General features: G+C 47.1%; 29 protein-coding genes. 14 read left to right on the top strand and 15 right to left on the bottom strand.

Features of this window, described 5'->3' with window-relative positions; all coding sequences use genetic code 11:
- Positions 1 to 33: 33 nt before the first annotated feature.
- Positions 34 to 924: an HDOD domain-containing protein gene (locus CSQ88_RS02100; RefSeq protein WP_099396472.1), complete on the bottom strand. Its 891-nt coding sequence runs from the start codon at positions 922 to 924 to the stop codon at positions 34 to 36.
- A gap of 54 nt (positions 925 to 978) precedes the next feature.
- On the opposite strand from CSQ88_RS02100, the gene CSQ88_RS02095 reads away from it, so the two are divergent.
- Positions 979 to 1,800 (top strand): symmetrical bis(5'-nucleosyl)-tetraphosphatase, encoded by an 822-nt coding sequence (locus CSQ88_RS02095; RefSeq protein ID WP_099396471.1) that lies wholly within the window; start codon positions 979 to 981, stop codon positions 1,798 to 1,800.
- On the opposite strand, the gene CSQ88_RS02090 is transcribed toward CSQ88_RS02095, so the two are convergent.
- The 10 genes from CSQ88_RS02090 to CSQ88_RS02045 all read right to left on the bottom strand — a co-directional run bounded on the left by CSQ88_RS02090 (position 1,782) and on the right by CSQ88_RS02045 (position 11,212).
- The gene (locus tag CSQ88_RS02090) at positions 1,782 to 2,507 is read right to left on the bottom strand and encodes a 1-acyl-sn-glycerol-3-phosphate acyltransferase (RefSeq protein ID WP_180273500.1); all 726 of its coding nucleotides are present in this window, start codon (positions 2,505 to 2,507) and stop codon (positions 1,782 to 1,784) included. The two genes, CSQ88_RS02095 and CSQ88_RS02090, sit on opposite strands and share 19 nt — an antisense overlap.
- Positions 2,508 to 2,640: 133 nt before the next feature.
- Positions 2,641 to 3,384, bottom strand: coding sequence for a GNAT family N-acetyltransferase (locus tag CSQ88_RS02085; RefSeq protein ID WP_099396469.1), 744 nt, complete (start codon positions 3,382 to 3,384; stop codon positions 2,641 to 2,643).
- A 90-nt stretch (positions 3,385 to 3,474) separates the two neighbouring features.
- On the bottom strand, positions 3,475 to 3,666 hold the full coding sequence (locus CSQ88_RS02080) for a DNA gyrase inhibitor YacG (RefSeq protein ID WP_099396468.1): 192 nt from the start codon (positions 3,664 to 3,666) through the stop codon (positions 3,475 to 3,477).
- Positions 3,663 to 4,421, bottom strand: coding sequence for a cell division protein ZapD (zapD, locus tag CSQ88_RS02075; protein ID WP_099396538.1), 759 nt, complete (start codon positions 4,419 to 4,421; stop codon positions 3,663 to 3,665). Before zapD ends, CSQ88_RS02080 begins: the two co-directional genes overlap by 4 nt.
- A 60-nt stretch (positions 4,422 to 4,481) precedes the next feature.
- Positions 4,482 to 5,108, bottom strand: a complete 627-nt coding sequence (gene coaE, locus CSQ88_RS02070) for a dephospho-CoA kinase (protein WP_257212418.1) — start codon at positions 5,106 to 5,108, stop codon at positions 4,482 to 4,484.
- Complete coding sequence (locus tag CSQ88_RS02065; RefSeq protein ID WP_099396467.1) at positions 5,108 to 5,977, bottom strand: A24 family peptidase; 870 nt, start codon at positions 5,975 to 5,977, stop codon at positions 5,108 to 5,110. Before CSQ88_RS02065 ends, coaE begins: the two co-directional genes overlap by 1 nt.
- A complete protein-coding gene (locus tag CSQ88_RS02060; RefSeq protein ID WP_099396466.1) occupies positions 5,977 to 7,200 on the bottom strand; it encodes a type II secretion system F family protein in 1,224 nt (407 codons plus the stop codon). The genes CSQ88_RS02065 and CSQ88_RS02060 overlap by 1 nt, the downstream gene beginning before the upstream one ends.
- 18 nt (positions 7,201 to 7,218) lie before the next feature.
- Positions 7,219 to 8,928, bottom strand: coding sequence for a type IV-A pilus assembly ATPase PilB (gene pilB / locus CSQ88_RS02055; protein ID WP_099396465.1), 1,710 nt, complete (start codon positions 8,926 to 8,928; stop codon positions 7,219 to 7,221).
- A 124-nt stretch (positions 8,929 to 9,052) separates the two neighbouring features.
- Entirely contained in the window at positions 9,053 to 10,312 is a 1,260-nt protein-coding gene (locus tag CSQ88_RS02050; protein WP_099396464.1) for an HlyC/CorC family transporter, read from the bottom strand.
- A 54-nt stretch (positions 10,313 to 10,366) separates the two neighbouring features.
- Positions 10,367 to 11,212, bottom strand: coding sequence for an inner membrane protein YpjD (locus tag CSQ88_RS02045; RefSeq protein WP_257212426.1), 846 nt, complete (start codon positions 11,210 to 11,212; stop codon positions 10,367 to 10,369).
- 58 nt (positions 11,213 to 11,270) lie between these two features.
- On the opposite strand from CSQ88_RS02045, the gene ffh reads away from it, so the two are divergent.
- From ffh to CSQ88_RS02000, 8 genes are all read left to right on the top strand, one after another.
- Positions 11,271 to 12,623 (top strand): signal recognition particle protein, encoded by a 1,353-nt coding sequence (ffh, locus tag CSQ88_RS02040; protein ID WP_099396462.1) that lies wholly within the window; start codon positions 11,271 to 11,273, stop codon positions 12,621 to 12,623.
- 253 nt (positions 12,624 to 12,876) lie between these two features.
- Positions 12,877 to 13,137 (top strand): 30S ribosomal protein S16, encoded by a 261-nt coding sequence (gene rpsP / locus CSQ88_RS02030; RefSeq protein WP_046351593.1) that lies wholly within the window; start codon positions 12,877 to 12,879, stop codon positions 13,135 to 13,137.
- Positions 13,138 to 13,151: 14 nt separating this feature from the next.
- A complete protein-coding gene (gene rimM / locus CSQ88_RS02025; protein ID WP_099396460.1) occupies positions 13,152 to 13,679 on the top strand; it encodes a ribosome maturation factor RimM in 528 nt (175 codons plus the stop codon).
- Complete coding sequence (trmD, locus tag CSQ88_RS02020) at positions 13,672 to 14,460, top strand: tRNA (guanosine(37)-N1)-methyltransferase TrmD (RefSeq protein ID WP_347344033.1); 789 nt, start codon at positions 13,672 to 13,674, stop codon at positions 14,458 to 14,460. The genes rimM and trmD overlap by 8 nt, the downstream gene beginning before the upstream one ends.
- 40 nt (positions 14,461 to 14,500) lie before the next feature.
- A complete protein-coding gene (rplS, locus tag CSQ88_RS02015) occupies positions 14,501 to 14,884 on the top strand; it encodes a 50S ribosomal protein L19 (protein WP_099396458.1) in 384 nt (127 codons plus the stop codon).
- 74 nt (positions 14,885 to 14,958) lie between these two features.
- On the top strand, positions 14,959 to 15,444 hold the full coding sequence (locus CSQ88_RS02010; protein ID WP_099396457.1) for a methylated-DNA--[protein]-cysteine S-methyltransferase: 486 nt from the start codon (positions 14,959 to 14,961) through the stop codon (positions 15,442 to 15,444).
- On the top strand, positions 15,441 to 16,364 hold the full coding sequence (gene xerD / locus CSQ88_RS02005; RefSeq protein WP_099396456.1) for a site-specific tyrosine recombinase XerD: 924 nt from the start codon (positions 15,441 to 15,443) through the stop codon (positions 16,362 to 16,364). The genes CSQ88_RS02010 and xerD overlap by 4 nt, the downstream gene beginning before the upstream one ends.
- A gap of 102 nt (positions 16,365 to 16,466) precedes the next feature.
- Positions 16,467 to 17,252 (top strand): mechanosensitive ion channel family protein, encoded by a 786-nt coding sequence (locus CSQ88_RS02000; protein ID WP_257212415.1) that lies wholly within the window; start codon positions 16,467 to 16,469, stop codon positions 17,250 to 17,252.
- A gap of 67 nt (positions 17,253 to 17,319) precedes the next feature.
- Here the strand turns inward: CSQ88_RS02000 and clpA are convergent, their stop codons facing one another.
- Positions 17,320 to 19,584, bottom strand: coding sequence for an ATP-dependent Clp protease ATP-binding subunit ClpA (gene clpA, locus CSQ88_RS01995; protein ID WP_099396454.1), 2,265 nt, complete (start codon positions 19,582 to 19,584; stop codon positions 17,320 to 17,322).
- Entirely contained in the window at positions 19,581 to 19,892 is a 312-nt protein-coding gene (gene clpS, locus CSQ88_RS01990; RefSeq protein WP_046351600.1) for an ATP-dependent Clp protease adapter ClpS, read from the bottom strand. Before clpS ends, clpA begins: the two co-directional genes overlap by 4 nt.
- A 308-nt stretch (positions 19,893 to 20,200) precedes the next feature.
- Here clpS and CSQ88_RS01985 point away from each other — a divergent pair, with 308 nt between their 5' ends.
- Together CSQ88_RS01985 and CSQ88_RS01980 are read left to right on the top strand one after the other, a co-directional pair.
- Positions 20,201 to 20,404 (top strand): cold-shock protein, encoded by a 204-nt coding sequence (locus CSQ88_RS01985; protein ID WP_046351601.1) that lies wholly within the window; start codon positions 20,201 to 20,203, stop codon positions 20,402 to 20,404.
- 114 nt (positions 20,405 to 20,518) lie between these two features.
- Entirely contained in the window at positions 20,519 to 20,722 is a 204-nt protein-coding gene (locus tag CSQ88_RS01980) for a cold-shock protein (protein ID WP_046351602.1), read from the top strand.
- A gap of 131 nt (positions 20,723 to 20,853) precedes the next feature.
- Here CSQ88_RS01980 and icd read toward each other — a convergent pair whose 3' ends face one another.
- Positions 20,854 to 22,077, bottom strand: a complete 1,224-nt coding sequence (gene icd / locus CSQ88_RS01975; protein ID WP_099396453.1) for an NADP-dependent isocitrate dehydrogenase — start codon at positions 22,075 to 22,077, stop codon at positions 20,854 to 20,856.
- Positions 22,078 to 22,202: 125 nt separating this feature from the next.
- Here icd and CSQ88_RS01970 point away from each other — a divergent pair, with 125 nt between their 5' ends.
- The 3 genes from CSQ88_RS01970 to mnmA are packed head-to-tail and all read left to right on the top strand — an operon-like array spanning position 22,203 to position 24,406.
- Entirely contained in the window at positions 22,203 to 22,826 is a 624-nt protein-coding gene (locus tag CSQ88_RS01970) for a pseudouridine synthase (RefSeq protein ID WP_099396452.1), read from the top strand.
- Positions 22,827 to 22,862: 36 nt separating this feature from the next.
- Positions 22,863 to 23,312 (top strand): NUDIX hydrolase, encoded by a 450-nt coding sequence (locus tag CSQ88_RS01965; RefSeq protein ID WP_099396451.1) that lies wholly within the window; start codon positions 22,863 to 22,865, stop codon positions 23,310 to 23,312.
- 32 nt (positions 23,313 to 23,344) lie between these two features.
- Positions 23,345 to 24,406 (top strand): tRNA 2-thiouridine(34) synthase MnmA, encoded by a 1,062-nt coding sequence (gene mnmA / locus CSQ88_RS01960; RefSeq protein ID WP_180273498.1) that lies wholly within the window; start codon positions 23,345 to 23,347, stop codon positions 24,404 to 24,406.
- A gap of 84 nt (positions 24,407 to 24,490) precedes the next feature.
- Here mnmA and CSQ88_RS01955 read toward each other — a convergent pair.
- Positions 24,491 to 24,611: IS3 family transposase (locus CSQ88_RS01955; protein WP_143449386.1), on the bottom strand; the 121-nt coding region annotated here is incomplete at its 5' end.

Below are 24,611 nucleotides of genomic sequence, written 5' to 3'. Positions count from 1 at the left end.
GCCAACCGCAAGGTTGGCTTTTTTATTGCCTGGCTAAAACTGAGGAATTTGGGTTGCAACGGGGAGTACCGAAAACCACTCCCACTCATGCCCTGCTTTTATACAGACGTTTCGTACCAGGGCATATGCATGTTCTGGCTCAATTGATAATAAATCAGCAATGTTTTGATAATCATCTGGTAAAGCAGGGTCTTGCCAGTGGTTGGCTAAGTGGCGTGCTGCAGACGTTGCAATGGATACGGTTCTGACTCTTGGTTCATCAGTATGCCTTTCGTCCATTAAGTGAGTCAGAAGGCTGGGTAAGTGCCAGTGTAGTGCTAATTCAGTTTGCAATTCATTGATGGTAAATCCAAGTATTAACTTTTGGACTTCATGGCTTCTGCTGCCTGGGTTTTTTAGTAAATAATGTGTAATTTTCTGAGCAAGTGCCGGGGCTGACAACCAAAGTAATATTTCAGCTAAATCATGCAGCAAAGATGCAGTGGTTACTTCTATTGGATCAACATCATGTCTTTGGCTGCTGAGGCTTTCGGCAATTCTGGCCGCAAGATAAGATCGTGAAATTATTTTTCTTATCCCCAATAATGCTTCTGGTTGTTGTTGCAGTTGAGTTTCAATCGCCTGTGTTGAACCAAACTCACGGAAGAAACCTCCCATGCCGATCATTAGTAGTACATGCTCGATGGTGTTTACATCTTTCATTTGTACTGCTCTTCGTTGTCTTTGCTGATAGCGAATCAGTTTTAGAGTAAGCAGTGGATCATGGCGAATAAGCAATGATAGGTCTCTGATGCTTATATCATCACTTTTCGAGTGTAAATGAGACATTTGATCCAAGGTATACTGCATTGCAGGGATTTCTATATTGCTCAGTTTAATGAGCCAGTCATTCAGGCTGAGATGCGTGTTAGTGGTCATGGTCATTAATCTGCTGCATCAGTGGTAATGTTTTCATTTTAGCTGCTAAATGGATGAGTTATGTCGAGATATGCGATTGGTGATATCCAAGGGTGTTTTACAGAGTTAATGGCTGTGGTTGAAAATTTGGCTTTTAACCCACAAAACGATCAGATCTATTTACTGGGTGATTTGGTAAACAGGGGGCCATCTTCACTTGCAACATTACGCTGGGCTTCCCAAACTCAGGGCGTATCTGTTGTATTGGGCAACCACGATCTGCATCTTCTTGCGATGTTTGCAGGTTTAGCACAGGCAAAGCCTGGTGATACGCTTCAGGAGGTGATTGATGCCCCTGATGCTGCAAACTTGTTACTTTGGTTGCGTCAGCAGCCTTTGCTTATTGATTTAGGGGATGTCTTGCTGGTGCATGCAGGGATTAGCCCTTGCTGGTCACTTGAGACTGCAAAGCTTGCTGCAAAAGAAGTTGAAAACGCCTTGCAAAGTGAGCAGTGGAAAGACTTTATGGCTGTGATGTATGGTAATCAACCCGCTGAATGGTCCGATGATTTGAGTGCAGCAGATCGCATGCGGTATAGCGTAAATTGCCTGACGCGTATGCGCTTTGTTACAACCGGCGGAGCTTTGCAATTAAAGTACAAAGGAGAGCTTGAACAAGCGCCTGCAGGGATTAAACCATGGTTTGAGCTGGCAAATCGCCAGCCTTTAAATCGCCAGGTTATTTGTGGACACTGGTCAGCATTAGGACTGATGCTTAAAGAAGATGTATGGGCTATAGACACAGGGTGTGTCTGGGGTGGTGCACTTACTGCTATCTGTATAGATAACGGGCAGCTTTATCAGGCGGCTGCCCGGTCAGAGTATCAAGCCTTGATGGATTGAGTATTTAATGCGTGATGTGCTGTACATATGCGCGCTTCAATAAATTGCGTCAGAGTGCGTCGGTTTTTATGATCGGTTGGAAATGGTGCTAAAAAGTTTATTTCAGCATGTAATGATCGCGTGCCCAAAATACGCCATAAAGACTGGATTAAGGTCATGTCACCAATGTAGGTAGCCGCATCAGAATACTGTCCTTCTGCGTCTGTGTAGCGCAGATAAACAGGTTGAATGGTGGCATTGCCATCAATTGCTGCTTGTAAAAGTGAAGAACGAAAAGGTAAGAGCTGTCTTCCGCAGCCTGTTGTACCTTCAGGGAATACGGTTACGCAGTGCCCTTCACTCAGAGCCGATACAATGGCCTCATTTACTCGGGCAGTGTCTCTTTTTCGCTCTCTTTCAATGAAAAGTGTTCCGGTCCCTATACAGAGCCTGCCAATGATCGGCCAAGATCTGAGTTCTGATTTTGCAACAAATCTGGAAACAGTGACCGAATCCAGGATAAAAATATCAAGCCATGAAATGTGATTTGCTAATAACATGTGTTGCTCTGGGTATTTCCCAGGCTCAATACCCTGCACACGCAAGCTAACACCCAGTATTTGCGTTAATTGTTTTGACCACTGTTGTATATAGTCCACTCTTTCCGCAAGCATTAAGTGAGGAAAACGGTATGTAACGTTAAATAATCCCTTGGCAAAATGCATCATTAAGCGGCATAAGCGATAAAGACGTAGGCATAACAATGGAGTGCGCATGCAGCTAAAATTCTGTATGTAAATTCGTAATGCTGTGAGTTTAGCTGTTTCTTCGCTGTTCGGCCAACTACCTTGAGTGTGAAGATCACCGTATGAAGTGTCTGGCATAGCGCATATCTAAATTTTGCATTGGCAAGATAATAAAAAGGTCAGCTGTATTAAAGTCAGGGTCCCATGCTGGCTCGCCACAAATTAATGCACCAGCACGAAGGTACCCTTTAATCAGCGGAGGGATTTCAGTTTCAAGCCTTTGGTTGAGTGTCGAAATAGGCAATGGACAGCGTGGGAATACGCGCCATTCAACAGGGGCAAGCTTATCTTTTGCCAGTTTGCGGTAAAGACTGGCAGCAACATGCCCTCCATCGCCTATAGAGACACTGGCGCAGCCGATGAGGTAGTTATAGTTGTTCTTGCTCATGTACTCAGCAAGGCCTGCCCATAGCAGCGTAATTGTGGCGCCAGAGCGGTAGTCCGGGTGCACGCAGGAGCGACCAATTTCAACCAGTTGTTCGCGCAGATGCCCTAACCTTGTCAGATCAAACTCGGTGTCGGAGTAATAACTGCCTAATTTACGTGCCTGATGGGGGGGAAGAATACGATATGTGCCGACAACCTCACCGGTTTCATCGTCTTGGACCAGCAGGTGGTCACAGTAGGCATCAAACAGATCACGGTCGATGCCCGGCTCACGGCATATTATATGTGCGCCCATCTCTTCAACGAAAACCCGGTATCGTAAAGCTTGAGCAGCACGGATCAGCTCTTCATTGTCCGCAATACATACAGAGAGTTTACGTTTACGGCTTGGGGTTATCTGAGTTTGAAGCATTGGTTTCCTCCTGTGTATGAGGAAACTTAAAGCTTGCAGATGACGCTGCTATGACGTTGAGATGAAGCTGAAATGACAGCTTAAAAAATTTTAATCAGGGAGAGAATCAGAGTCTTCGGCGTGGCTGGCCGGCACCGGGATTGCGTATTCTTCATTGGCCCAGCGGCCTAAGTCGATTAATTTGCATCGTTCAGAGCAAAACGGACGGCTGGGATTATCGGTTGAATATGTATGTTGTTTACCACAACTTGGGCATTTAGTTTGAAAAGCAGGTGTGTTCATAAATTGCAGTAGCCAAGTCCAAAGTCGACATCTGTATCGACAACCTTAGCGCGTTCTCCACTGGTTGATGGCACAACAAAACGAATATTAATGGCATAACGGTTTGCAGAGAGCTCTGGCACGGCTGCTAAATGTTCTGGCAGGCTAACCCTTAATAGCTGAACCGTTTTTCCACCAGACATTTGCTGGAAATTACCATTTTTTGCGGTGTAATTGTTTTCACGCATGCTGTCTCTGAGCAGGCGAAGCACAATGTCTAACCCTTGTTTGATAGGAAGCAGCGGGTTAAACCAGCCGTCAATGTCTGCTCTGCGGTATTCTGCGCTTTGATGTTGCCAGTAATGATAGGAAGGGAGGTCAAAGGCACAGGCTCCGCCAGGAATCGTAACGCGCTGTTTGATGGCCATCAGCCATTCATTTTCCCTTAGTGCTTGGCCAAATTTCCCTGTCATATTCAGCATTTTGCAATGCGTTTCTTCTATATCTACTAATACTCGTTCAAGAGCATCTTCTGATATTTGCGGATTATTTCGAAGGGCTGACAGAGCTTGTCGCTGACGTTCTAACTCCTGAAGTAAATCTGACTTCATGTCGGCGCGACTGGCTACTTCCATGATTTCAAATATACCAAGCAATGCTGCATGATGGTCCGCAGCAGAGTCACGTGCCACATACTGAATGGTGCGGTTGTATAAGTTTTCGAGGCGCAAAAGGGTGCGAATGCGCTCGTTAATAGGGAATTCGTAGCTGATCACGATGCGTCTAACCGGCGAAGATATTCGATTTTGCAGCAAAAAATGGTTTATGAAAATCAATTACGTAAACCGACATGTTTGATCCTGATATCGCTGGTGGAGAGTGCTAACGCTGGATTGTAAATGAGCAAGAGAGCTTTCATTCAAAATAATATCATTTGCGCGTTGTATTCGTGCTTTTCTTGGCAGTTGATTGGCAATAATCGCTGTAATTTCTGTATTTTTCAGGCCACTGCGTAATTTTACCCGCTCAATTTGATGTTCTTCAGAGCAATCTACCAAAAGGCTGCTGTCTATGATGCTGCTGTAAGTATTCGTTTCGAATAATAACGGAACAACCAATAAAACATAAGGTGTATGAATTGATTGTTTGCCCAGCTGTTGCAACACAATAGCCTTGATGCGCGGATGGAAGATGTTTTCAAGTTTTACTTTTGCATCAGCGTTGGCAAAAATGAGTTCGCGCATCCGGGGGCGGTTAAGGCCACCATCTTTATTTATGAAATCTGGGCCAAATTCTAGGGCTATTTGCTCTAAGGCTTCCGAGGGGGGGCGGCTTAGCTCGTGCGCTATCTCATCAGTATCAATAACAGTCACACCCAGCTCGGCAAAAAGGCGGGCAACGGTTGATTTGCCACTGCCTATTCCTCCGGTCAGCCCGATAATTTTCATTCCGTCTGCACGCATTATGCGGGTACACCATTAAATATCAGCTGCTGTAATGAGCTGCCAAGCAACAAAGTCAGCCAGCCTGCAATCCCTAAATAAGGACCAAAAGGCATGGGTTTGCCCATACCTCGTTTGGCCAGAATGGCCAGAGCAATGCCGATTACTGCGCCGCTGATGGATGATAGCAAAATAATACTTGGTAAAGCCTGCCACCCAAACCAAGCGCCCAATGCTGCCAGCAGCTTAAAGTCACCATATCCCATGCCTTCTTTTTTTGTGATGAGCTTAAACAGCCAATACACGCTCCAGAGTACTAGGTAGCCGGCAACTGCACCGATAACGGCCTGATCTAACGGCACAAAGACATTATTTAAATTGAAAAGCAGCCCCAGCCAGAGCAGGGGTAGGGTAATGCTGTCAGGCAGCAGATAGGTGTCCGCGTCAATAAAGACAAGTGAAATTAGCGACCATGTCAGCATAATTGCTGCAATCGCCGCTATGGTTACACCGAAATGCAGGCCTACTACTGTTGTTAGCGTTGCACAAAGCAGCTCAATCAGAGGGTAGCGCGGGCTGATAGAAGTTTTACACGCTTTACAACGCCCGCGTAAAACTAAATAACTGATAACGGGAATATTCTCTAAAGCGCTGATGGCATGTCCGCAACCGGGGCAGGCTGAGCGTGGAATAATCAAATTATAAGTGGGCACTTTGGGCATTGGAGCATCGACAGGAGCGTCGATCATCTGACACTGCTGCCTGAATTCTTGCTCCATTATTTTTGGAATGCGGTGAATTACTACATTCAGAAAACTGCCAATTAATAAGCCAAGTATAAATAAAAAACCACCAAATACAGCAGGGCTGTCTAAAAACAACTCAATCATTAACCGACAACCTCGCCCATTTTGAAAATTGGTAAGTACATGGCTACAACTAAACCACCGATCAGTGTGCCCAAGACCACCATGATGATGGGTTCCATTAAGCTGGATAAGGCCTCTACAGCGTTATCCACTTCTTCTTCGTAATAATCTGCAACTTTACTCAGCATTGAATCCAGTGCACCCGATTCTTCGCCAATTGCAACCATCTGCATCACCATATTGGGGAACATATTGGTGCTTTGCATAGATAAAGTCAGGCTGGTACCGGTGCTCACTTCGGTTTGGATTTTTTTTGTAGCAAGCTTGTAGAGATAATTCCCTGCTGCACCGCCAACGGAATCCAGTGAGTCTACTAAAGGCACACCCGCTGCAAACATGGTAGAGAGGGTGCGGCACCAGCGTGCAATAGTTGCATCCAGCATGATTTTGCCAATAATCGGCACTTTAAGCAGTAAACGATCCATTACGATTTGAATCGCTTCTGATTTTTTCCATGCCTTTAAAAAGCCCCAAATCCCGCCGAATATCCCGCCAAATATGAGCCACCAATATGTAACGAAGACATCAGAGATTGCCATGACCACTAAGGTGGGCGTTGGTAAGTTGGCGCCAAAGCTGGAAAATAACTCTTTAAACGCGGGAATAACAAAAATCATAATCACCGCAGTAATCACAAAAGCCGCAACGATAACGGCGGTAGGATAAAACAGAGCTGATTTAATTTTCTTTTTAACGCCCAGCGTTTTCTCTTTGTAGGTGGCAAGCCTTGCCAGCAGGGCATCTAAAATACCTGCTTGCTCACCCGCCTGAATCAGATTGCAATACAGTGCATCAAATTCATTGGGGTGTTTTCGGAATGCCTGTGTAAGTGATGAGCCGGTTTCAATATCATTTTTGATATCCATCAGCAGCTTGGTCACAGATGGATTGCTGTGGCCTTTGGCCACAATATCAAATGAAGTGAGCAGCGGTACGCCAGATTTAAGCATGGTGGCCAGTTGCCGGGTAAACATGGTGATGTCTTCCTCGGTAATCTTTTTGCCTGTCCCCATTCTTTGTTTTTTGACTTTTAAGACATTGATGCCCTGGCGGCGAAGCGTGTTTTTAACCACGTGCTCACCACTTGCCCGTACTTCGCCTTTGACAATCTTGCCACTGCGATCTTTTCCTTCCCAGATAAAAGTAAATTCTTTTACTTTTAGTGTTTTGGGTGCTAGCGCCATGACGCCCCTCTTTGGATATTATTCATTGGTTACCGCCATGACTTCTTCTAATGAGGTCAGGCCTTGTTTTACTTTACGCAAGCCAGAACCCCGTAAATCACGAACGCCGTCACGCTTTGCCTGATCAGCAATATCAATCGCATTGCCATTGGTCATGATGATGCGATTCATTGCATCAGTAATGGGCATGACCTGGTAAATACCAACGCGGCCTTTATAGCCTGAACCCTTGCAAATATCGCAGCCTACGGGCTTATAAGGGGTCCAGGTGCCATCAAGTTCTTCTTCTTCAAAGCCAGCATCAAGCAGGGCCTGATGCGGAATATCAATGGGCGTTTTGCAACTGCACAGTTTTCTGGCCAGTCGCTGTGCGGTAATTAAAATCACTGACGATGCAATATTAAATGGGGCAATCCCCATATTCAGCATCCGTGTCAGCGTGGTGGGCGCATCGTTTGTGTGCAGGGTAGAAAACACCATGTGCCCCGTTTGCGCGGCCTTAATCGAGATATCGGCAGTGCCTAAATCCCGGATTTCCCCCACCATGATGATGTCAGGATCTTGGCGCAAGAAGGCTTTCAGGGCGACCGCAAAAGTCAGGCCGGATTTTTCATTCACGTTCACCTGATTAACACCAGGTAAGTTAATTTCGCATGGGTCTTCGGCCGTGGAAATATTGATGCCCGGCTGATTTAAAATATTTAAACAGGTATAGAGCGAAACGGTCTTTCCAGATCCGGTTGGGCCCGTTACCAAAATCATGCCATATGGCCGCTGGATGGCTTCCAGCAGAATTTCTTTCTGATCCGGATCGTAGCCCAGTGCATCAATACCCAGAGTGGCTGAGGAGGGATCCAGAATCCGCATACAAATCTTTTCACCGTGCATGGTTGGCATGGTGGATACCCGGAAATCGATGGCCCGGCTTTTGGAAAGCACCAGCTTCATCCGGCCATCTTGGGGCACGCGTTTTTCAGAAATATCCAGCTTGGAGATAACCTTAATACGCGAAGCAAGTTTGTCTTTAATCGCCAGCGGAGGCTGCGCCACTTCACGCAACACACCATCCAGACGGTAGCGAATGCGGAAGAATTTCTCGTAAGGCTCAAAGTGAATATCCGAAACGCCTGCATTAATGGCATCCAGCAGAATCTTTTGCAGATATTTAACGATGGGGGCATCGTCAACTTCCAGTGCCGCAGTCTCGTTTTGAGTGGTGTCTTCTTCGCCGCCGCCCATTTCCAAATCGACATCATCCAGCGCCATATTGCTTAGATTGGCCCCGGTAGACTCGATGAGTTTATCCAGCAGACTAACGAGTTTACTGTCTTCCACCACCAGTGGCTGCACTTGCAGGCCGGTTTGAAAGCGCACTTCTTCCAGCGCTTGCAGATTGGTGATATCCGATAGGCCGATAAACAATTTGGTGCCGCGCTTAAAGAGCGGCACGATGCGTTGAATCTGCATCACTTTATTGTCCAGCACGCCTTGTGGGATATAGCTTGGATCAATGTGGTCCAGATCAAGAAGAGGATAGCCAAACGCCTGAGATGAGAATTCAGCAACATCTCTCGCGGTCATTTTGTGACTGCGTATCAGTTGCTCAATAAACGGCGTTTTACTGCTGTTCGCTGTAGATTGCAGCGCTTCAGCGTCCGCTTCAATTAATCTGCCATGCTGAACAAGCAGGCGGGCGAGACCAGATACAGGTGAGTTAGGTGCTGACATGGTCTTCAATATGTAATCGAAAAGAGGAGAAACTGTCGGTATTGCCTTACGTTTTTAGTTTAGCAAATACCTTTTAATCTTGCGCTTTCTTTCCCTTTAAAACCTTGATAGATCAGATACATAATTAAGTATCTTGGGCATAAAGGCGAATAACGCGAATGCTTCGGTCTTGTGTTTGAACAATTTCAATTCGCTGCCCTGCTAAAACAAGGCAAGTACCCGCATCAGGGATATCTTCGAAGTGTTCAAGTATCAGTCCATTTAATGTTTTAGGCCCATCTACAGGAAATGCCAGACGTAATTTTCTATTGAGCTCCCGAAGGCTGGATGCGCCATCGAGCAGTACACTGCCATCGGGTTGCCTTAATGCTTTGCCCTGAGCCGGAGCATTGGTGGTGAATTCTCCAACAACTTGCTCCAGAATATCTTCCAGGGTAACAAGACCTTGCATTTCTCCGTATTCATCAACGACTACGGCCATTCTGCGTTTATTTTCTTGAAAATTTTGCAGCTGGGTAAATAACGGCGTGCTGGATGGAATAAAGTAAGGCGGCCGCATCATTTCACTCAGTCTTGCTTGGTCTATTTCGTCTTCTTTTAAGGATAAAATTTTTCTGATATGCAAAACACCCGTGATATTGTCCGGATTGCTTGAGTAAACGGGGAGACGGGTATGGTGACAGGTGAAAATTTGTTTACGAATCTCATCCGTTGGTGCATCTAAATCAATGCTCTCAATTTGATGACGGGGAGTCATTACATCGTCTACCGTAATGCTCGCCAGCTCAAATAAATTCAGAAGAATTGTATGGTGTTTTTTTTCCATATAACGCCCTGATTCTAATACTAAAAGGCGTAATTCTTCAGGTGAAAGTGCGTGCTGATTGTTCTGGTTTTTTTTTAGGCGTAAAACCTTAATCAGTGCACTGACAAACAGATTGACCAGCCAGACTGCCGGATAAAAAATACGCAGCAGGATAAGCAGCGGATAAGACGCTGCATAGGCAAAGGATTCTGCATAGTTGGCTGCTAATACTTTGGGCGTTGCTTCGGAAAAAATAAGAATTGCAAACGCCACCAGCAAAGTGGCCGTACCTAATGCGAAGTCATTTCCGGCAAACAGCTTGCTTGCAATCAGCGTAGAAAGCGTGGCTGATGCAGTGTTGATAAGCGTATTACCAATTAAAATAACGGAAAGTAACTTATCGGTTTGGTTTAGTAGTTTTTGTGTTCGTGCAGCCGCTAAATGTCCTTGGCGTGCCTTACTGGCAATTTTATAGCGGTTTACCGCCATCATTGCAGTTTCCGCTGCAGAAAAGAATGCGGAAGTTGCTAAGCAGAGGCCAAGAGCAAGATATAGATAAGATAATGAAATTTGTTCCAATGTCGTTGCTATGTCCGTAATTTGTATGGCTTAAGTCTTGTTTTTTTAAAAGGCCTAAAAAGGGCGGTGTAACAGCGCCTCAAGAACAAAACGGCTCCCTATGTAGCCCAGAAAAAGCAGAGCAAAGCCAAAAAGTGTCCAGTTAGCCGCAAAGCGCCCACGCCAGCCATTTTTCCATCGTCCCAGAAGCAAAGTGCCAAAAACGAGCCATGCTGCAATGGAAAGGATAATTTTGTGTGAAAATACTAAGCCGTGTCCGAATACTTGTTCAGCAAAAAAGATCCCAGAGAGTAGCGCTAAAGTCAGTAAAATAAAGCCGAGGCCTACACAAGCAAACATGAGTCGCTCGAGAGTCATTAGCGGAGGCAGTGTCCGAATGAGAGAGCCTGCCTGAGCTTTGTGTAATGTTCTATCAGCAAAACGCATTAGAATGGCGACGCCAGCAGCATTGAGCAGCATTCCGTGCGCAAACATGGCCAGCAAAAAGTGCCCTCGGGACAGCAGGCTGAGTGGGTATGTAATTGAATGCCCTATCGGTAACAGCTGGGAAATAAATAAAAATATTGCCGCTATACCCAGCATGGGAGGCTGCAGGCCATCCATTTTCCAGAATAGCTGGCCACACAGATAAATGCACAGAGTGGAAAATGCACTCAGGGAGAGCGCCTCTGCCGCACCAAAATGCAGATTGCTTGACCATAGTAAAGGTGGGAAAAGTGCCAGGGCGTGTAAAACTAGGCCTGAGACTAACAAAATCAGCTCAAGTGCAGGGCTAAGCAGCCGTTTGGGGCGTGATGAGGCAAGCCGGCTGCGGCAAAAATGCCAGCCTAATAGCAGATAAATGGTTAAAGCCAGCAGTGCGAAATAAGTTGCCGGGCTAACTTCAGGTAAAATGGTCATCATATAAGTCTATCAGAGCGAGGTCCCTCTTGGGGCAGTCGCCAAGCAAAGGATACGCATGTTTGAAAATCTTTCTAGTCGTCTTTCTGGTGTTGTCAAAAACCTGCGGGGTCAGTCTCGCCTGACAGAGGATAATATTCAAGACGCAATGCGTGAAGTACGCATGGCTTTGCTTGAGGCTGATGTGGCTTTACCTGTCGTTAAGCAGTTTATTAATGACGTTAAAATTCGCGCTCAGGGGCAAGAAGTTATTGGTAGTCTTACACCGGGTCAAGCAGTCATCGGTGTTGTGCACGAAGAACTAACTAAGCTGATGGGAGCACAAAATGATGCTCTGAACTTGGCCGCAGTTCCGCCTGCTGTGATTTTAATGGCAGGTTTGCAAGGTGCAGGTAAGACAACGACTTCGGGTAAATTAGCAAAACTTCTGAAAGAAACACAAAAGAAAAAAGTTTTATTGGTTTCAGCAGACGTTTATCGCCCGGCTGCCATTGAACAGCTGAAAATGCTGGCTGGTCAATTAGAGGTAGAGTGGTTCCCTTCTGATGTAGGGCAAAAGCCGGTTGAGATTGCGCTTGCTGCGCATGATTATGCGAAAAAACATTTTCATGATGTGCTGATTGTTGATACGGCAGGCCGCCTGGCGATTGACGAAGCCTTGATGGCTGAAATTAAAGCCTTGCATGCTGCGGTTAATCCTGTTGAAACCCTTTTCGTTGTTGATGCGATGCAAGGGCAGGATGCGGTTAATACCGCAAAAGCCTTTAATGAGGCACTTCCTTTAACAGGGGTGATTCTCACCAAGATGGACGGTGATTCACGTGGTGGTGCTGCTCTGTCGGTGCGGCACATCACAGGCAAGCCGATTAAGTTTTTAGGTACGGGCGAGAAACTCACAGGCTTGGAGCCATTCCATCCTGATCGCATGGCTGGCCGTATTTTGGGCATGGGCGATGTGCTATCCCTGATTGAAGACGTGCAAAATAGTGTCGATCAGGAAGAAGCGCTCAAAATGATGAAAAAAGTTAAATCCGGCAAAGGGTTTGACTTGGAAGATTTTAAAACGCAAATCCAGCAAATGAAAAAAATGGGCGGGATGAGCGCGCTGATGGATAAGTTGCCCGGGCAAGTAAGCCAGATGGCCAATAGTCAGGTAACAGATAAATCGGTGGCACGTATTGAAGGCATTATCAACTCAATGACACCGGAAGAGCGCCGTAAACCGGAGTTGTTAAAAGCCAGCCGAAAGCGCCGCATTGCTGCCGGGGCAGGTGTACAAGTACAAGAAGTGAATCGTCTTTTGAAGCAGTTTGAAGAAACGCAAAAAATGATGAAGCAATTCTCCAAAGGGGGCATGGCTAAATTGATGCGTGGCATGAGCGGCATGAAGGGAATGCTGCCCGGCATGTGATTAAAAATGCGGGTGCCGGGCTACTTGAGGTTTGCCTTGCATCTGCTGGATTGCTTGCCGGCCTTGTGGGGAAAGCTTTCATTTTGTACTGACATTTTTAAAATATTCGAACCTGACCGGCAGCCGAATATCACGTTAGGCTTTACAACGTGATTGTTTTTGCTGTACTTTTGCCGGTTATTCTTGCGGGGTTTGGTGTTTTGTTTCATAATCGAACCCCTTTAAATTAATCTCCATTATTGGGTTTAATGCCATGGTTGTTATTCGTCTTTCCCGCGGCGGTGCTAAAAACCGTCCGTTTTACAACGTTGTTGTAACCGACTCCCGTAATCGTCGTGATGGTCGCTTTGTTGAGCGTCTTGGCTTTTACAATCCACTCGCCAAAGATGGCGAAGAAGGCGTGCGTCTAGCTATGGACCGCGTTAGCTACTGGGTAGGCGTTGGTGCACAAGCTTCTGACTCCGTTGCCAAGCTGCTGAAAAACTACAAGCCAGCTGCTGTTGCTGCTGCTTGATTCAAGCCGTGACTATGCAAAAACGGGCTTCGCTGCCGGTGCCTGATGATCTTTTGATCATGGGCTATGTAAGTGGGGCTTTTGGTGTACATGGCTGGATCAACCTGGTTGGTGATACTGAAGATGCCGATAGTCTTTTTGACTACGACACTTGGTGGATCGGCCATGATGGTCAATGGCAGGCTTTTAAGCTTGTTGAAGGTCAGGTTCACACAAAGAAATTAGCAGCTCAGCTTGATGGTGTTAATGATCGCGATGCGGCATTTGCACTTAAAGGCAGTAAAATTGCAGTTTCCCGTAGCCTGTTACCAGCCCCTGCTGCTGATGAGTATTACTGGGTCGATTTAATCGGCCTTGATGTCATCAATGTGCAAGGTGAAAAGCTTGGTGTTGTGGATAACTTGTTTGAAACCGGTGCTAACGATGTGATCGTTGTAAAAGACGGACAGACCGAGCGTCTTCTGCCTTTTGTAGCTCATGTTGTGCTCAAGGTTGATCTTGCTGCTAAAGCAATCTCAGTGGATTGGGGCCTTGATTACTAAGGCTGAGGTGTATCACTTTGATGTGATCACTTTGTTTCCTGAGATGTTTGAGGCGATCACTCGTCATGGCATCACCAGACGAGCGGTTGAATTAGGTCTTTTTGGACTTAACAGCTGGAATCCACGTGATTTCACCGCAGACAAACATCGTACTGTGGACGACCGGCCATATGGTGGCGGCCCCGGTATGGTGATGTTGCCAGAGCCACTTGAGTGTGCGCTTGAAGCAGCTAAGAAAAGGCAGCGTGAAGAGGGTGTTGCTGTTACGCATACCGTCTATTTATCTCCCCAAGGGGCGGCATTAACGCACGATAAAGTCCAGGAGCTGGCTCAAAAGCCGGGATTGGTCTTGTTATGTGGTCGTTATGAGGGGGTGGATGAGCGTTTGCTGGATCGTCAGATTGATGAAGAAATCTCAGTCGGCGATTATGTGCTCTCAGGTGGAGAGTTGCCTGCAATGGTGCTGATGGATGCCATCATTCGCCAATTGCCCGGTGTACTTAATACTGCAGCGAGCGCAGAAGAAGATTCATTTGTGGATGGGTTGCTGGATTGCCCGCATTACACCCGTCCCGAAAATTATCTGGGCATGAGCGTACCGGAAGTCTTACTTTCAGGAAACCATGCGCTGATACGGCGCTGGCGCTTAAAACAGTCTTTAGGCCGAACATTTTTGCGTAGGCCTGACTTGTTAACAAAGCGACAGCTATCAAAAGAGGAAGCTCGTCTTCTGGCCGAATTTAAGGCGGATCTGGTGATAAACCAAGATCAGGTGGTTTGACCACCTTTGAAGGAACAAGCTTCACATTGGAGTAATACCCATGAATTTGATTCAACAACTTGAGCAAGAAGAAATCGCTCGCTTAGCTAAGACTCTTCCTGAATTCGCTCCTGGCGATACCGTGATCGTTCAGGTCAAGGTTAAGGAAGGTACACGTGAGCGTCTGCAGGCTTATGAAGGCGTTGTGATTGCTAAGCGTAATCGTGGCCTGAATAGCTCCTTTATCGTGCGTAAAATTTCCGCAGGTATGGGTGTTGAGCGTACTTTCCAAACTTACTCTCCGCTGGTTGCTGGTGTTGAAGTGAAACGTCGCGGCGATGTACGTCGTGCTAAGCTTTACTACCTCCGTGATCGTTCAGGCAAGTCCGCACGTATCAAGGAAAAATTGCCAGCTCGTAAGGTTGTTGCAAAAGCTGCTGCTTAATTTTTTTAAGCAATACAGTATTCAAACGCGGGCCAAGTGCCCGCGTTTTCGTTTCCATAACATCTGGATTTGTTATGCGTATCGAAAGTACAGATCGTTATGCCGTTATTTCCAGCCCTGTTGGCCCAATTGGGCTGGCCGAGCGTAATGAGCGTCTTGTTTTAGTCGAGTTTCTTCCCTCCTCTTCTTCCTTGCAGAGGGCTCATGGCACTTTGCTGCAGGAGGCTGCTTATCAGTTGGCGGCTTATTTCCAGGATCCTTTTTTTATCTTTGATTTACCTCGTGCTTTGTCTGTAAGTGAGCATCAAAGTAAGGTTCTGGATGAAATCGCGACGATTCCCGTTGGGCAGTTGCAAACCTATGCAGAAATTTCTAAGCGAATTTATTCAAGCCCCCGTGCTGTTGGCGGTGCTTGTGGGCGCAATCCCCTGCCTTTACTAATTCCTTGTCACCGAGTTGTGGCCGCTGCAGGTCTGGGTGGGTTTAACGCGGGCCGCAATGGAGTGGATTGGCTGCCAATTAAGCGCTGGTTGCTGAAGCATGAGGGCGTTGAAATATGAGCGAAGCTCTTATAGATGAACAGCTGGTATTGATTGATGAGTTTTTGGATGGGGTATGGCTTAGTGATCAGCTGTCTAAGAATACAATTGACAGCTATCGCCGCGATCTTTTGATTTGGGCTCATTGGCTGATGACAGAGCGAAATTGCATTTTGCTGGCTGCAGACCGGGAGTGTGTTCAGGCATTTTTGGCGAGGCAGGCACGTGATATGAAAGCTGCAACTCTGGCAAGGCGTATGGCCAGCTTGCGAAAATTTTACCGCCACTGGATCTTATCGGGGCAGGCGGACTTTGATCCTACTGCTGAGCTAACGGCACCCAAGCGAGTACGCCCATTGCCGAAAGCATTGGATGAAGCAAGGATTGAAGCTCTATTGCAAGCGCCGGAGCTTGATCAGGCCAGTGGCCTGAGAGACAGAGCCATGCTGGAGTTGATGTATGCAACTGGTTTACGGGTTACTGAGCTGGTTACTTTGCCTTTGGGGCAGATTAAATTACGTGAACGTTATGTGCAGATATTGGCTGGTAAAGGTGGAAAACAGCGTTTAGTGCCGATGGGGGAGGTTGCCGCCGATTGGGTTGAGCAATATTTGGCGCATTCCCGCCCTGCCTTGGTGGGGGGGCATCAAGTGGCAGAGGCATTTGTAAATCAGCGGGGGCATGCATTAACCCGCCAAGGGTTTTGGTACATTATTAAACAATATGCAGCTGCAGCTGGAATAGATAACAAACATTTAAGCCCTCATGTTTTACGGCATGCATTTGCCACTCATTTACTAAACCACGGTGCAGATTTGCGTGTAGTACAAATGCTGCTGGGACATGCAGATATTACAACGACACAAATTTATACTCACGTAGCGACAGCCCGTTTGAAATCGTTGCATAAAGAACACCATCCGCGTGGTTCTCGTTCATAAGCGCAATCGCCATATGCTAATCTCATAATCAACCCGCCGTCTGGCGGCTTTGGGGGATAGAGAATGGATGCAACGTGGGCACAAAAATACCAGGATCTTGCCATGGGCTATGTGGCTGAGTTTGGTGTAAAAATCATTGCTGCAATTGCTTTTTGGGTAATCGGCAGATGGTTAATTGGTTTGGCGGTACGTTTAGTACAAAGTTCTTTAGGTAAACAGAAAGTAGATCCAACTGTTTTGCGTTATGTGGGCTCTGTCATTACAGTTACGCTGAATATACTTTTAGTTATCGGCATTCTGGGATATTGCGGTATTCAAACCACGACCTTTGCCGCTTTAATTGCTGCTGGTGGTATAGCGATTGGGATGGCGTGGTCTGGCTTGCTGGCCAATTTTGCGGCAGGTGCATTTATTATTGTTTTGCGTCCATTTAAAGTTGGGGATTTTGTTGCCGTTGCAGGGATAGTAGGCACGGTCAGTGAGATTGGCTTGTTTTCTACTATGCTGAATACGCCAGACAATGTAATGACTTTAATCGGAAACAATAAAATTTTTTCCGATAACATTCAAAACTTCACCTTAAATCCATTTCGTCGCGTTGATTTAAAAGCGCAATTGGCTGGAAGTGCAGATCATGCAGCAGCTATGCAGGTTTTGCGCGAAAAGATTGCTGCGATTCCGAATGTGCTTGCTGATCCCAAGGTCGATGTAGAAATTCTTGAATTTAATTTGGTTGGCCCGGTCTTGGTGGTGCGCCCGTATTGCCATAATGATCACTATTGGCAGGTTTATTTTGATACCAATCGCACTATTAAAGAGAGCCTGGCTGCTGCTGGATTTCCAGTGCCTATGCCTGCGCAAACAGTTATGTTGCAACAACAGGCTTAATTCTTATTGGATTTGGAATAAAAAAAGCCCCTTCTTGAAATGAGAAGGGGCTTTTTGTTTGGGAAAATCAGGCAGGTATCGCTATCTTATTAGGGATTCCTAAGCTGACTTTTCCATCATCATCAATATCAATTGTAACTTCACCACCATGAATTAAGCGGCCAAAGAGTAATTCATCGGCCAGTGCCTTGCGGATGGTGTCTTGAATTAATCGGGCCATTGGCCTTGCTCCCATTAATGGATCAAAGCCTTCAGCAGCAAGGTGCGTTTTCAAAGCCAGGGTGAAATGTGCTTCTACTTTCTTTTCCTGTAGCTGGACTTCGAGCTGAATCAGGAATTTATCCACAACTTGCATAATAATTTCATGCGAAAGTGGAGCGAAAGGAATAATTGCATCCAGACGGTTGCGGAACTCTGGTGTGAACATGCGCTTAATTTCCTGCATCTCATCGCCAGTCTGCTTGCTGTTGGTAAAGCCGATGACCGATTTTGTGAGCGTTTCTGCTCCCGTATTCGTTGTCATGACGATAACTACATTTCTGAAATCAGCCTTGCGCCCGTTGTTATCTGTAAGCGTGCCATGATCCATCACCTGCAGCAGCACGTTAAAAATATCTGGATGAGCTTTTTCGATTTCATCCAGCAGCAAGACCGCGTAAGGGTGCTTGGTAATTGCTTCTGTTAGTAAACCACCCTGTTCAAAGCCAACATACCCCGGAGGTGCACCAATCAGGCGGCTCACTGCATGGCGCTCCATATACTCGGACATATCAAAGCGCAGCAATTCAATACCCATCGTATAGGCGAGCTGACGAGCCACTTCTGTTTTACCAACCCCTGTGGGGCCGCTAAATAAGAATGCACCAATTGGTTTTTGTGGGTTGCCTAAGCCCGCACGAGCCATCTTGATGGAGGTGGCCACAGATTCAATCGCTTTTTCCTGGCCAAACACAACGTGCTTAAGATCGCTCTCAAGAGTTTTTAACGTGTTCCGGTCATCTGTAGACACACTCTTTGGCGGAATCCGTGCAATCTTTGCAACGATTTCTTCGATCTCGTGCTTGTTGATGGTTTTCTTTTGTTTCGATTTTGGCAGGATTTTTTGCGCTGCTCCGGCCTCATCGATGACGTCAATGGCTTTGTCTGGCAAATGACGATCGTTGATATATTTCGCTGAAAGTTCGGCTGCCGTTGTCAGCGCCGCCAGTGTGTATTTCACGCCGTGATGTTGCTCGAACTTATCTTTCAGGCCCTTAAGAATTTCAATCGTTTGTTCTACCGTTGGCTCAGGCACATCGATTTTTTGGAAGCGCCGTGATAAGGCGTTATCTTTCTCAAAAATGCCACGGTATTCGGTGTAGGTTGTTGCACCTATGCATTTCAATGAGCCGTTAGATAAGGCAGGCTTTAGCAGGTTAGATGCGTCCAGCGTGCCGCCGGAGGCTGCACCAGCACCCACCAGTGTGTGAATCTCATCGATAAACAGCACCGCATTGCGCTCTTCCTGCAGCTGTTTGATTACCGCTTTTAAACGTTGCTCAAAATCACCACGGTATTTGGTGCCTGCCAGCAGCGCGCCCATGTCCAGCCCGTAAACAGTGGCATCTTTAAGTACGTCTGGTACATTGCCTTCAACAATCCGGCGGGCTAGCCCTTCTGCAATCGCCGTTTTGCCGACGCCAGCTTCACCCACGAGCAGTGGGTTGTTTTTGCGGCGGCGGCAGAGCGTTTGAATCACACGTTCTAATTCGTGCTCACGACCAATCAGAGGATCAATACGCCCAGAGATGGCCTGTTGATTTAAGTTTTCAGTAAAGCTGCTGAGCGCGCCCCCTGTTGTTGTTTCTTCTTCATGCTCTTCATTTTGCTCTGTGCGTGGAATCGGTTGCTGGGCGTTGGCCGATTTTGCAATGCCATGAGCAATAAAGTTGACCACATCCAGGCGGGTGATGGCTTGCTGGTGCAGGTAGTAAACAGCGTGGCTGTCTTTTTCGCCAAAAATGGCGACGAGTACATTGGCTCCGGTAACTTCTTTTTTACCCGAAGACTGCACATGCAGGATGGCGCGCTGAATGACACGCTGGAAGCCTATGGTTGGCTGTGTTTCAACTTCACCATCGCCAGAAACAACCGGGGTGTGCTCTTTTACAAAATCACCCAGCTGGCGGCGCAGCTCGTCCATGTGTGCACCGCAAGCGCGTAACACTTCAGCTGCTGAAGGGTTATCAAGCAGTGCAAGTAAAAGATGTTCCACGGTAATGTATTCGTGGCGTTTTTGCCTCGCATCCGTAAAGGCCATGTGGAGGCTGACTTCTAGTTCTTGGGCAATCATTCGTTCACCTCCATTGTGCATTGCAGTGGTTGCTGATGTTGCCTGGAATACTGGCTGACCTCTGCGACCTTGGTGGACGCAATGTCTTTGGGGAATACCCCGCACATTCCGCGTCCCTCTGTGTGAACTTTAAGCATAACCTGCGTTGCTCGTTCACGGTTCATTCCGAAAAATTTTTCTAATACATTGATGACAAAATCCATCGGTGTAAAGTCATCGTTTAGCAGAAGTACACGCCACAAAGCGGGTGGTGGTGAGAGTGTCGATTGCTGATTAAGTTCGGCATCGGTTTGATGCTGTGCAGGCATTTTTCTACCATATCGTGTGGTTTGTAATCATTTTGGTCCGCCCCCGTTCTTTTTCAAGCTCTGATCTGCATGAAGATGGGTGGATGGCGTGCCTGCTCTTTTTATTGTGGTTTTTTTATTGAGTATAAGCATCTATTTTTAGAATTTTACTTGACCTCCGGTGTAAAAGTCGCGTAAAAAGGTGGCTCGAGTTTGATGTACAAGTTTCTGCAGTACCGGTTTGGCCGTTTTGCTGGTCTTGGACCTCAAACCTCATGGTGCCTCTTCGAGGCGGTTCATGTTTTACAAGTTGATAGGATAGACCCCAAATGGCTCTGGGCACTGTTAAGTGGTTCAATGATTCTAAAGGCTTCGGCTTTGTTACTCCAGACGAAGGCGGCGAAGACATCTTCGCTCACTTCTCCGCGATCAACATGCCAGGCTTCAAAACCTTGAAAGAAGGCCAACGCGTTTCTTTCGAGATCACCAATGGTGCTAAAGGCAAACAAGCCTCTAACATCCAAGCTGCTTAATCTCAGCTAGGTGATATGGTATCCCGCTCACGCGGGTTTTTTCGGACCAATCCCTTAACCGGGCCTCATTTCTGAGGTGGTCCATGTTTCATCGTTTAGATAGGAAGTGCCAAAATGGCTCTAGGTACCGTAAAGTGGTTCAATGATTCTAAAGGCTTCGGCTTTGTTACTCCAGACGAAGGCGGCGAAGACATTTTCGCTCACTTCTCAGCGATCAACATGCCAGGCTTCAAAACTCTGAAAGAAGGCCAACGCGTTTCTTTCGACATCACCAATGGTGCTAAAGGCAAACAAGCCTCTAACATCCAAGCTGCTTAATTAGCTGCTGGTGATCAAAAACCCCGCCAAGGCGGGGTTTTTTCACGTCTGGAGTTTGTGACTCATGGCCCTGATCAAATAAAAACCCCGCCGAAGCGGGGGTGGATCTGGCAAATTTGCCGGAGTCAGTATTACATCCGTTCAATGATTGCTTTACCAAAGCCAGAGCAGCTCACTTCTGTAGGATTGTCCATCAGGCGGGCAAAATCGTAAGTAACAATCTTGTCTGCAATGGTTTTTTCCATCGCTGCGATGATCAGGTCGGCAGCTTCTTTCCAGCCCATATGACGCAACATCATTTCAGCAGAAAGCAGCAGCGAGCCTGGGTTTACTTTGTCTTGGCCGGAATACTTTGGCGCTGTGCCGTGCGTTGCTTCAAACATGGCAACGCTATCAGATAAGTTTGCGCCCGGAGCAATCCCAATGCCGCCTACCTGTGCTGCTAAGGCGTCAGAAATGTAATCGCCATTCAGGTTGAGTGTTGCAATTACATCGTATTCAGCTGGGCGTAAGAGGATTTGCTGCAAGAATGCATCAGCAATCACATCTTTAATGACGATGCCGTTTGGCAGTTCAAGGTATGGGCCACCATCAATTTCTATACCGCCAAATTCTTTCTTGGCTAATTCGTAGCCCCAAGTGCGGAACATGCCTTCGGTGTATTTCATGATGTTGCCCTTGTGAACAAGGGTAACGCTCTTGCGGTTGTTGTCGATTGCGTACTGGATTGCACGACGTACTAAGCGCTCGGTACCTTCTTTGCTAACGGGTTTGATGCCGATGCTTGAGGATTCCGGGAAGCGAATTTTCTTCACGCCCATTTCATTTTGCAAGAAGTCGATGACTTTTTTAGCGCCTTCCGATTGTGCGTCCCACTCGATACCCGCGTAGATGTCTTCGGTATTTTCACGGAAAATAACCATTTCGATCTGTTCTGGGTGCTTAACAGGAGAAGGAACACCCTGGAAGTAACGAACCGGGCGCAGACAAACATAAAGATCAAGTTGCTGGCGCAGTGCTACGTTCAGTGAGCGAATGCCTCCCCCAACTGGTGTTGCCAGCGGGCCTTTGATCGATACAACATATTCTTGCAATGCAGCTAATGTTTCTTCGGGCAGGTAAGTGCCATCCGGATACAATTTGGAGGCTTTTTCACCGCAATAGATTTCCATCCAGTGGATTTTACGGCCGCCACCGTAGCATTTCTTTACCGCAGCGTCGACAACGTCGATCATGACTGGGGTGATATCTACACCAATGCCGTCGCCTTCGATGAACGGGATAATCGGATTATCTGGAGTCGCAAGGTTTTGGACGATTTTCGCGCCATCTTGCGGAACTTTGATCAGGCTCATCTGTGTATTCCTGTTGTGTCGAGTGGTTTGTCGCATTTCGTCGGCCGGTATTGTGAATTTCTTGTGGGGCGCCGACGAAAAAACAGCCTATTATCGCTGTTTTGTAGCAATACTGCCAAGCCGCTATGCCTCAGCTTATACTTTTAAATAAACCTTACGGGGTGATCTGTCAGTTCTCCCCTTCGCCACCGCATGCTTCGCTGGCTGATTTTGTTCCTATTAGGGATGTTTATCCAGCAGGGCGTTTAGATACAGACTCAGAAGGCTTGTTGCTTTTAACGGATTCAGGGCCTTTGCAGGCGAAAATTGCCGATCCCAAACATAAATTGCCTAAAACATATTGGGTGCAGGTAGAGGGTAGCCCGAGTTTGTTAGATTTACAGCCTTTGCTGACGGGCGTGGATTTAGGCGATTTTACCACCCAGCCGGCACAAGTCAGGCTCATTGAGGAGCCTGCGGGCCTATGGCCACGTGTGCCGCCTGTACGTTTCCGGGCCAGCGTACCCACAGCCTGGCTGGAAATTATCATTCGGGAAGGCAAAAATCGCCAGGTGCGGCGTATGACGGCCAAAGTGGGCTTTCCAACCTTAAGATTGGTTCGCTATGCAATTGGGGAGTGGTCTTTGGATGGTTTATCTCCGGGGGCTTGGAAGGCTGAAACGGTTGATGCTCCCCGGCTTGTCAAGCCTGCTGCCGGGCCGGCGAAACCTAAGCAGCGCGGCCGCCGCGGGCCAAATAAAACGCGTTAAATATTATGAGTTGGCTTTATTACCAAGGAAAATTCAATGTGGAAGCCTAATGCAACAGTTGCTGCTGTTATTGAAGAGAACGGGCGGTTTTTGCTGGTTGAAGAGCGAATTGCAGGTCAGTTAAAGCTTAATCAGCCTGCTGGCCATATTGAGCATGGGGAGAGTATTGTTGAAGCGGCGATACGTGAAACATTAGAAGAAACCGCACACCATTTTGTGCCACGTTCTTTAATTGGCGTGTATCAATGGTCACCGCCGGAGCAGCCAAGGTTAACTTATCTTCGTTTTTCATTTACGGGAGATCTTGCCGGGATTGCAGTTGGGCGCGTTTTGGATGCGGATATTGAGCGGGCTGTGTGGTTAACGCGGGATGAAATTGTGGCGCGCGCTGAGCAGCATCGCAGTCCCTTGCTGCTGGCGTGTATAGATGATTATTTGGCGGGACGTCGTTACCCGCTGGATATTTTGCGTGATTTTGATCGCTGAGGCGATATTAGTACGTTTACTGGAATATAAGTATGTCTGACAAAATTGTAGTGGGCCTTTCTGGCGGGGTAGATTCCTCGGTGACCGCGTGGCTATTAAAGGAGCAGGGCTTCGACGTGGTTGGCGTCTTCATGCAAAACTGGGAAGACGATAATACTGATGAGTATTGTTCGATTAAAGAAGACAGTCTCGATGCGATCTCGGTTGCGGATAAAGTAGGTGTGGAGATCGAGCTGGTTAATTTTGCTCAAGAATATAAAGAACGAGTGTTCAGCTATTTCTTGGCCGAGTACTCGGCTGGCCGAACACCCAACCCAGATATTTTGTGCAATAGCGAAATTAAATTTAAGTGCTTCCTCGATTATGCCATTAAATTAGGCGGCACTAAGCTTGCAACGGGGCATTACGCTTCAAATCGGGTGCGTCCGGATGGCCGGACAGAGCTGCTTCGTGCTAAAGATGCTAGTAAGGATCAAAGCTACTTTCTATATAAGCTTAGCCAGGAGCAAGTTGCCCATGCAGTGTTCCCGCTGGGCAATATGCTGAAAACAGAAGTGCGTGAGCTGGCAGAGAAAATTGGCCTGCACAACGCTAGGAAAAAAGACAGCACCGGGATCTGCTTTATTGGCGAGCGCCCGTTCCGTGAATTTCTTAATCGCTACTTACCTAAAGTGCCAGGGCCGATGGTTACTCCAGAAGGTAAACACATGGGCGAGCATATGGGTTTGATGTACCACACCATCGGTCAGCGTCAGGGCTTGGGGATTGGAGGAGAGGGAGCGCCTTGGTTTGTTGCTGGCAAGGATATGGCTAAAAATGAGCTGATTGTGGTGCAAGGCCATGATCATCCATTGTTACTTAAAAATACTTTACAGGCACAAGATCTTTCCTGGGTTTTAGGTGAGTCGCCAGCACTGGGGCGCTACACAGCAAAAACACGCTACCGCCAGCAAGATGCAGCATGTGAGTTGCTCTGGATAGAAGATGGTCGTTGCGAGTTACGTTTTGATGAGCCACAGTGGGCGGTTACACCGGGGCAGTCGGTGGTGCTGTATGACGGAGAGGTCTGCCTGGGCGGCGGAATCATTATATAAAACACTATATACCCGAGCCATACAGCTTCTGTTTTAAACAAGCCGCAGAATGAACTGACCCCAATTAGTTGGACAGTATAAAAGCTAGGCGCTCAAGGGCTGGGTTCTGTATTGCACAGGACTCAGCCCTTTTAACTTCAGTTTGATTCGGTCGTGGTTATAGTAATGGATGTAATCCACGATGCCTTGCTCTAGTTGCTCAAGA

This window comes from Iodobacter sp. BJB302 (assembly GCF_002735645.1).
GTDB lineage: Bacteria > Pseudomonadota > Gammaproteobacteria > Burkholderiales > Chitinibacteraceae > Iodobacter.
Note: the sequence above shows the minus strand (reverse complement) of the source record. Positions and strands in the feature narration are given on the sequence as shown.

What these genes read in the sequence shown, in the direction of transcription:
- CSQ88_RS02010 (WP_099396457.1), top strand. Translation starts at nt 14,959, where the DNA reads ATGCGTATCGAAAGTACAGATCGTTATGCCGTTATTTCCAGCCCTGTT.
- CSQ88_RS01985 (WP_046351601.1), top strand. Translation starts at nt 20,201, where the DNA reads ATGGCTCTGGGCACTGTTAAGTGGTTCAATGATTCTAAAGGCTTCGGC.
- CSQ88_RS01980 (WP_046351602.1), top strand. Translation starts at nt 20,519, where the DNA reads ATGGCTCTAGGTACCGTAAAGTGGTTCAATGATTCTAAAGGCTTCGGC.
- CSQ88_RS02045 (WP_257212426.1), bottom strand. Translation starts at nt 11,212, where the DNA reads ATGACCATTTTACCTGAAGTTAGCCCGGCAACTTATTTCGCACTGCTG.
- CSQ88_RS02065 (WP_099396467.1), bottom strand. Translation starts at nt 5,977, where the DNA reads ATGATTGAGTTGTTTTTAGACAGCCCTGCTGTATTTGGTGGTTTTTTA.
- rpsP (WP_046351593.1), top strand. Translation starts at nt 12,877, where the DNA reads ATGGTTGTTATTCGTCTTTCCCGCGGCGGTGCTAAAAACCGTCCGTTT.
- CSQ88_RS02060 (WP_099396466.1), bottom strand. Translation starts at nt 7,200, where the DNA reads ATGGCGCTAGCACCCAAAACACTAAAAGTAAAAGAATTTACTTTTATC.
- rplS (WP_099396458.1), top strand. Translation starts at nt 14,501, where the DNA reads ATGAATTTGATTCAACAACTTGAGCAAGAAGAAATCGCTCGCTTAGCT.
- CSQ88_RS02080 (WP_099396468.1), bottom strand. Translation starts at nt 3,666, where the DNA reads ATGAACACACCTGCTTTTCAAACTAAATGCCCAAGTTGTGGTAAACAA.
- clpA (WP_099396454.1), bottom strand. Translation starts at nt 19,584, where the DNA reads ATGATTGCCCAAGAACTAGAAGTCAGCCTCCACATGGCCTTTACGGAT.
- CSQ88_RS02100 (WP_099396472.1), bottom strand. Translation starts at nt 924, where the DNA reads ATGACCATGACCACTAACACGCATCTCAGCCTGAATGACTGGCTCATT.
- rimM (WP_099396460.1), top strand. Translation starts at nt 13,152, where the DNA reads ATGCAAAAACGGGCTTCGCTGCCGGTGCCTGATGATCTTTTGATCATG.
- icd (WP_099396453.1), bottom strand. Translation starts at nt 22,077, where the DNA reads ATGAGCCTGATCAAAGTTCCGCAAGATGGCGCGAAAATCGTCCAAAAC.
- CSQ88_RS01970 (WP_099396452.1), top strand. Translation starts at nt 22,203, where the DNA reads ATGCCTCAGCTTATACTTTTAAATAAACCTTACGGGGTGATCTGTCAG.
- coaE (WP_257212418.1), bottom strand. Translation starts at nt 5,108, where the DNA reads ATGCGTGCAGACGGAATGAAAATTATCGGGCTGACCGGAGGAATAGGC.
- CSQ88_RS02000 (WP_257212415.1), top strand. Translation starts at nt 16,467, where the DNA reads ATGGGCTATGTGGCTGAGTTTGGTGTAAAAATCATTGCTGCAATTGCT.
- pilB (WP_099396465.1), bottom strand. Translation starts at nt 8,928, where the DNA reads ATGTCAGCACCTAACTCACCTGTATCTGGTCTCGCCCGCCTGCTTGTT.
- mnmA (WP_180273498.1), top strand. Translation starts at nt 23,345, where the DNA reads ATGTCTGACAAAATTGTAGTGGGCCTTTCTGGCGGGGTAGATTCCTCG.
- clpS (WP_046351600.1), bottom strand. Translation starts at nt 19,892, where the DNA reads ATGCCTGCACAGCATCAAACCGATGCCGAACTTAATCAGCAATCGACA.
- xerD (WP_099396456.1), top strand. Translation starts at nt 15,441, where the DNA reads ATGAGCGAAGCTCTTATAGATGAACAGCTGGTATTGATTGATGAGTTT.
- CSQ88_RS02090 (WP_180273500.1), bottom strand. Translation starts at nt 2,507, where the DNA reads ATGATGCATTTTGCCAAGGGATTATTTAACGTTACATACCGTTTTCCT.
- CSQ88_RS02085 (WP_099396469.1), bottom strand. Translation starts at nt 3,384, where the DNA reads ATGCTTCAAACTCAGATAACCCCAAGCCGTAAACGTAAACTCTCTGTA.
- CSQ88_RS01965 (WP_099396451.1), top strand. Translation starts at nt 22,863, where the DNA reads ATGTGGAAGCCTAATGCAACAGTTGCTGCTGTTATTGAAGAGAACGGG.
- CSQ88_RS02095 (WP_099396471.1), top strand. Translation starts at nt 979, where the DNA reads ATGTCGAGATATGCGATTGGTGATATCCAAGGGTGTTTTACAGAGTTA.
- ffh (WP_099396462.1), top strand. Translation starts at nt 11,271, where the DNA reads ATGTTTGAAAATCTTTCTAGTCGTCTTTCTGGTGTTGTCAAAAACCTG.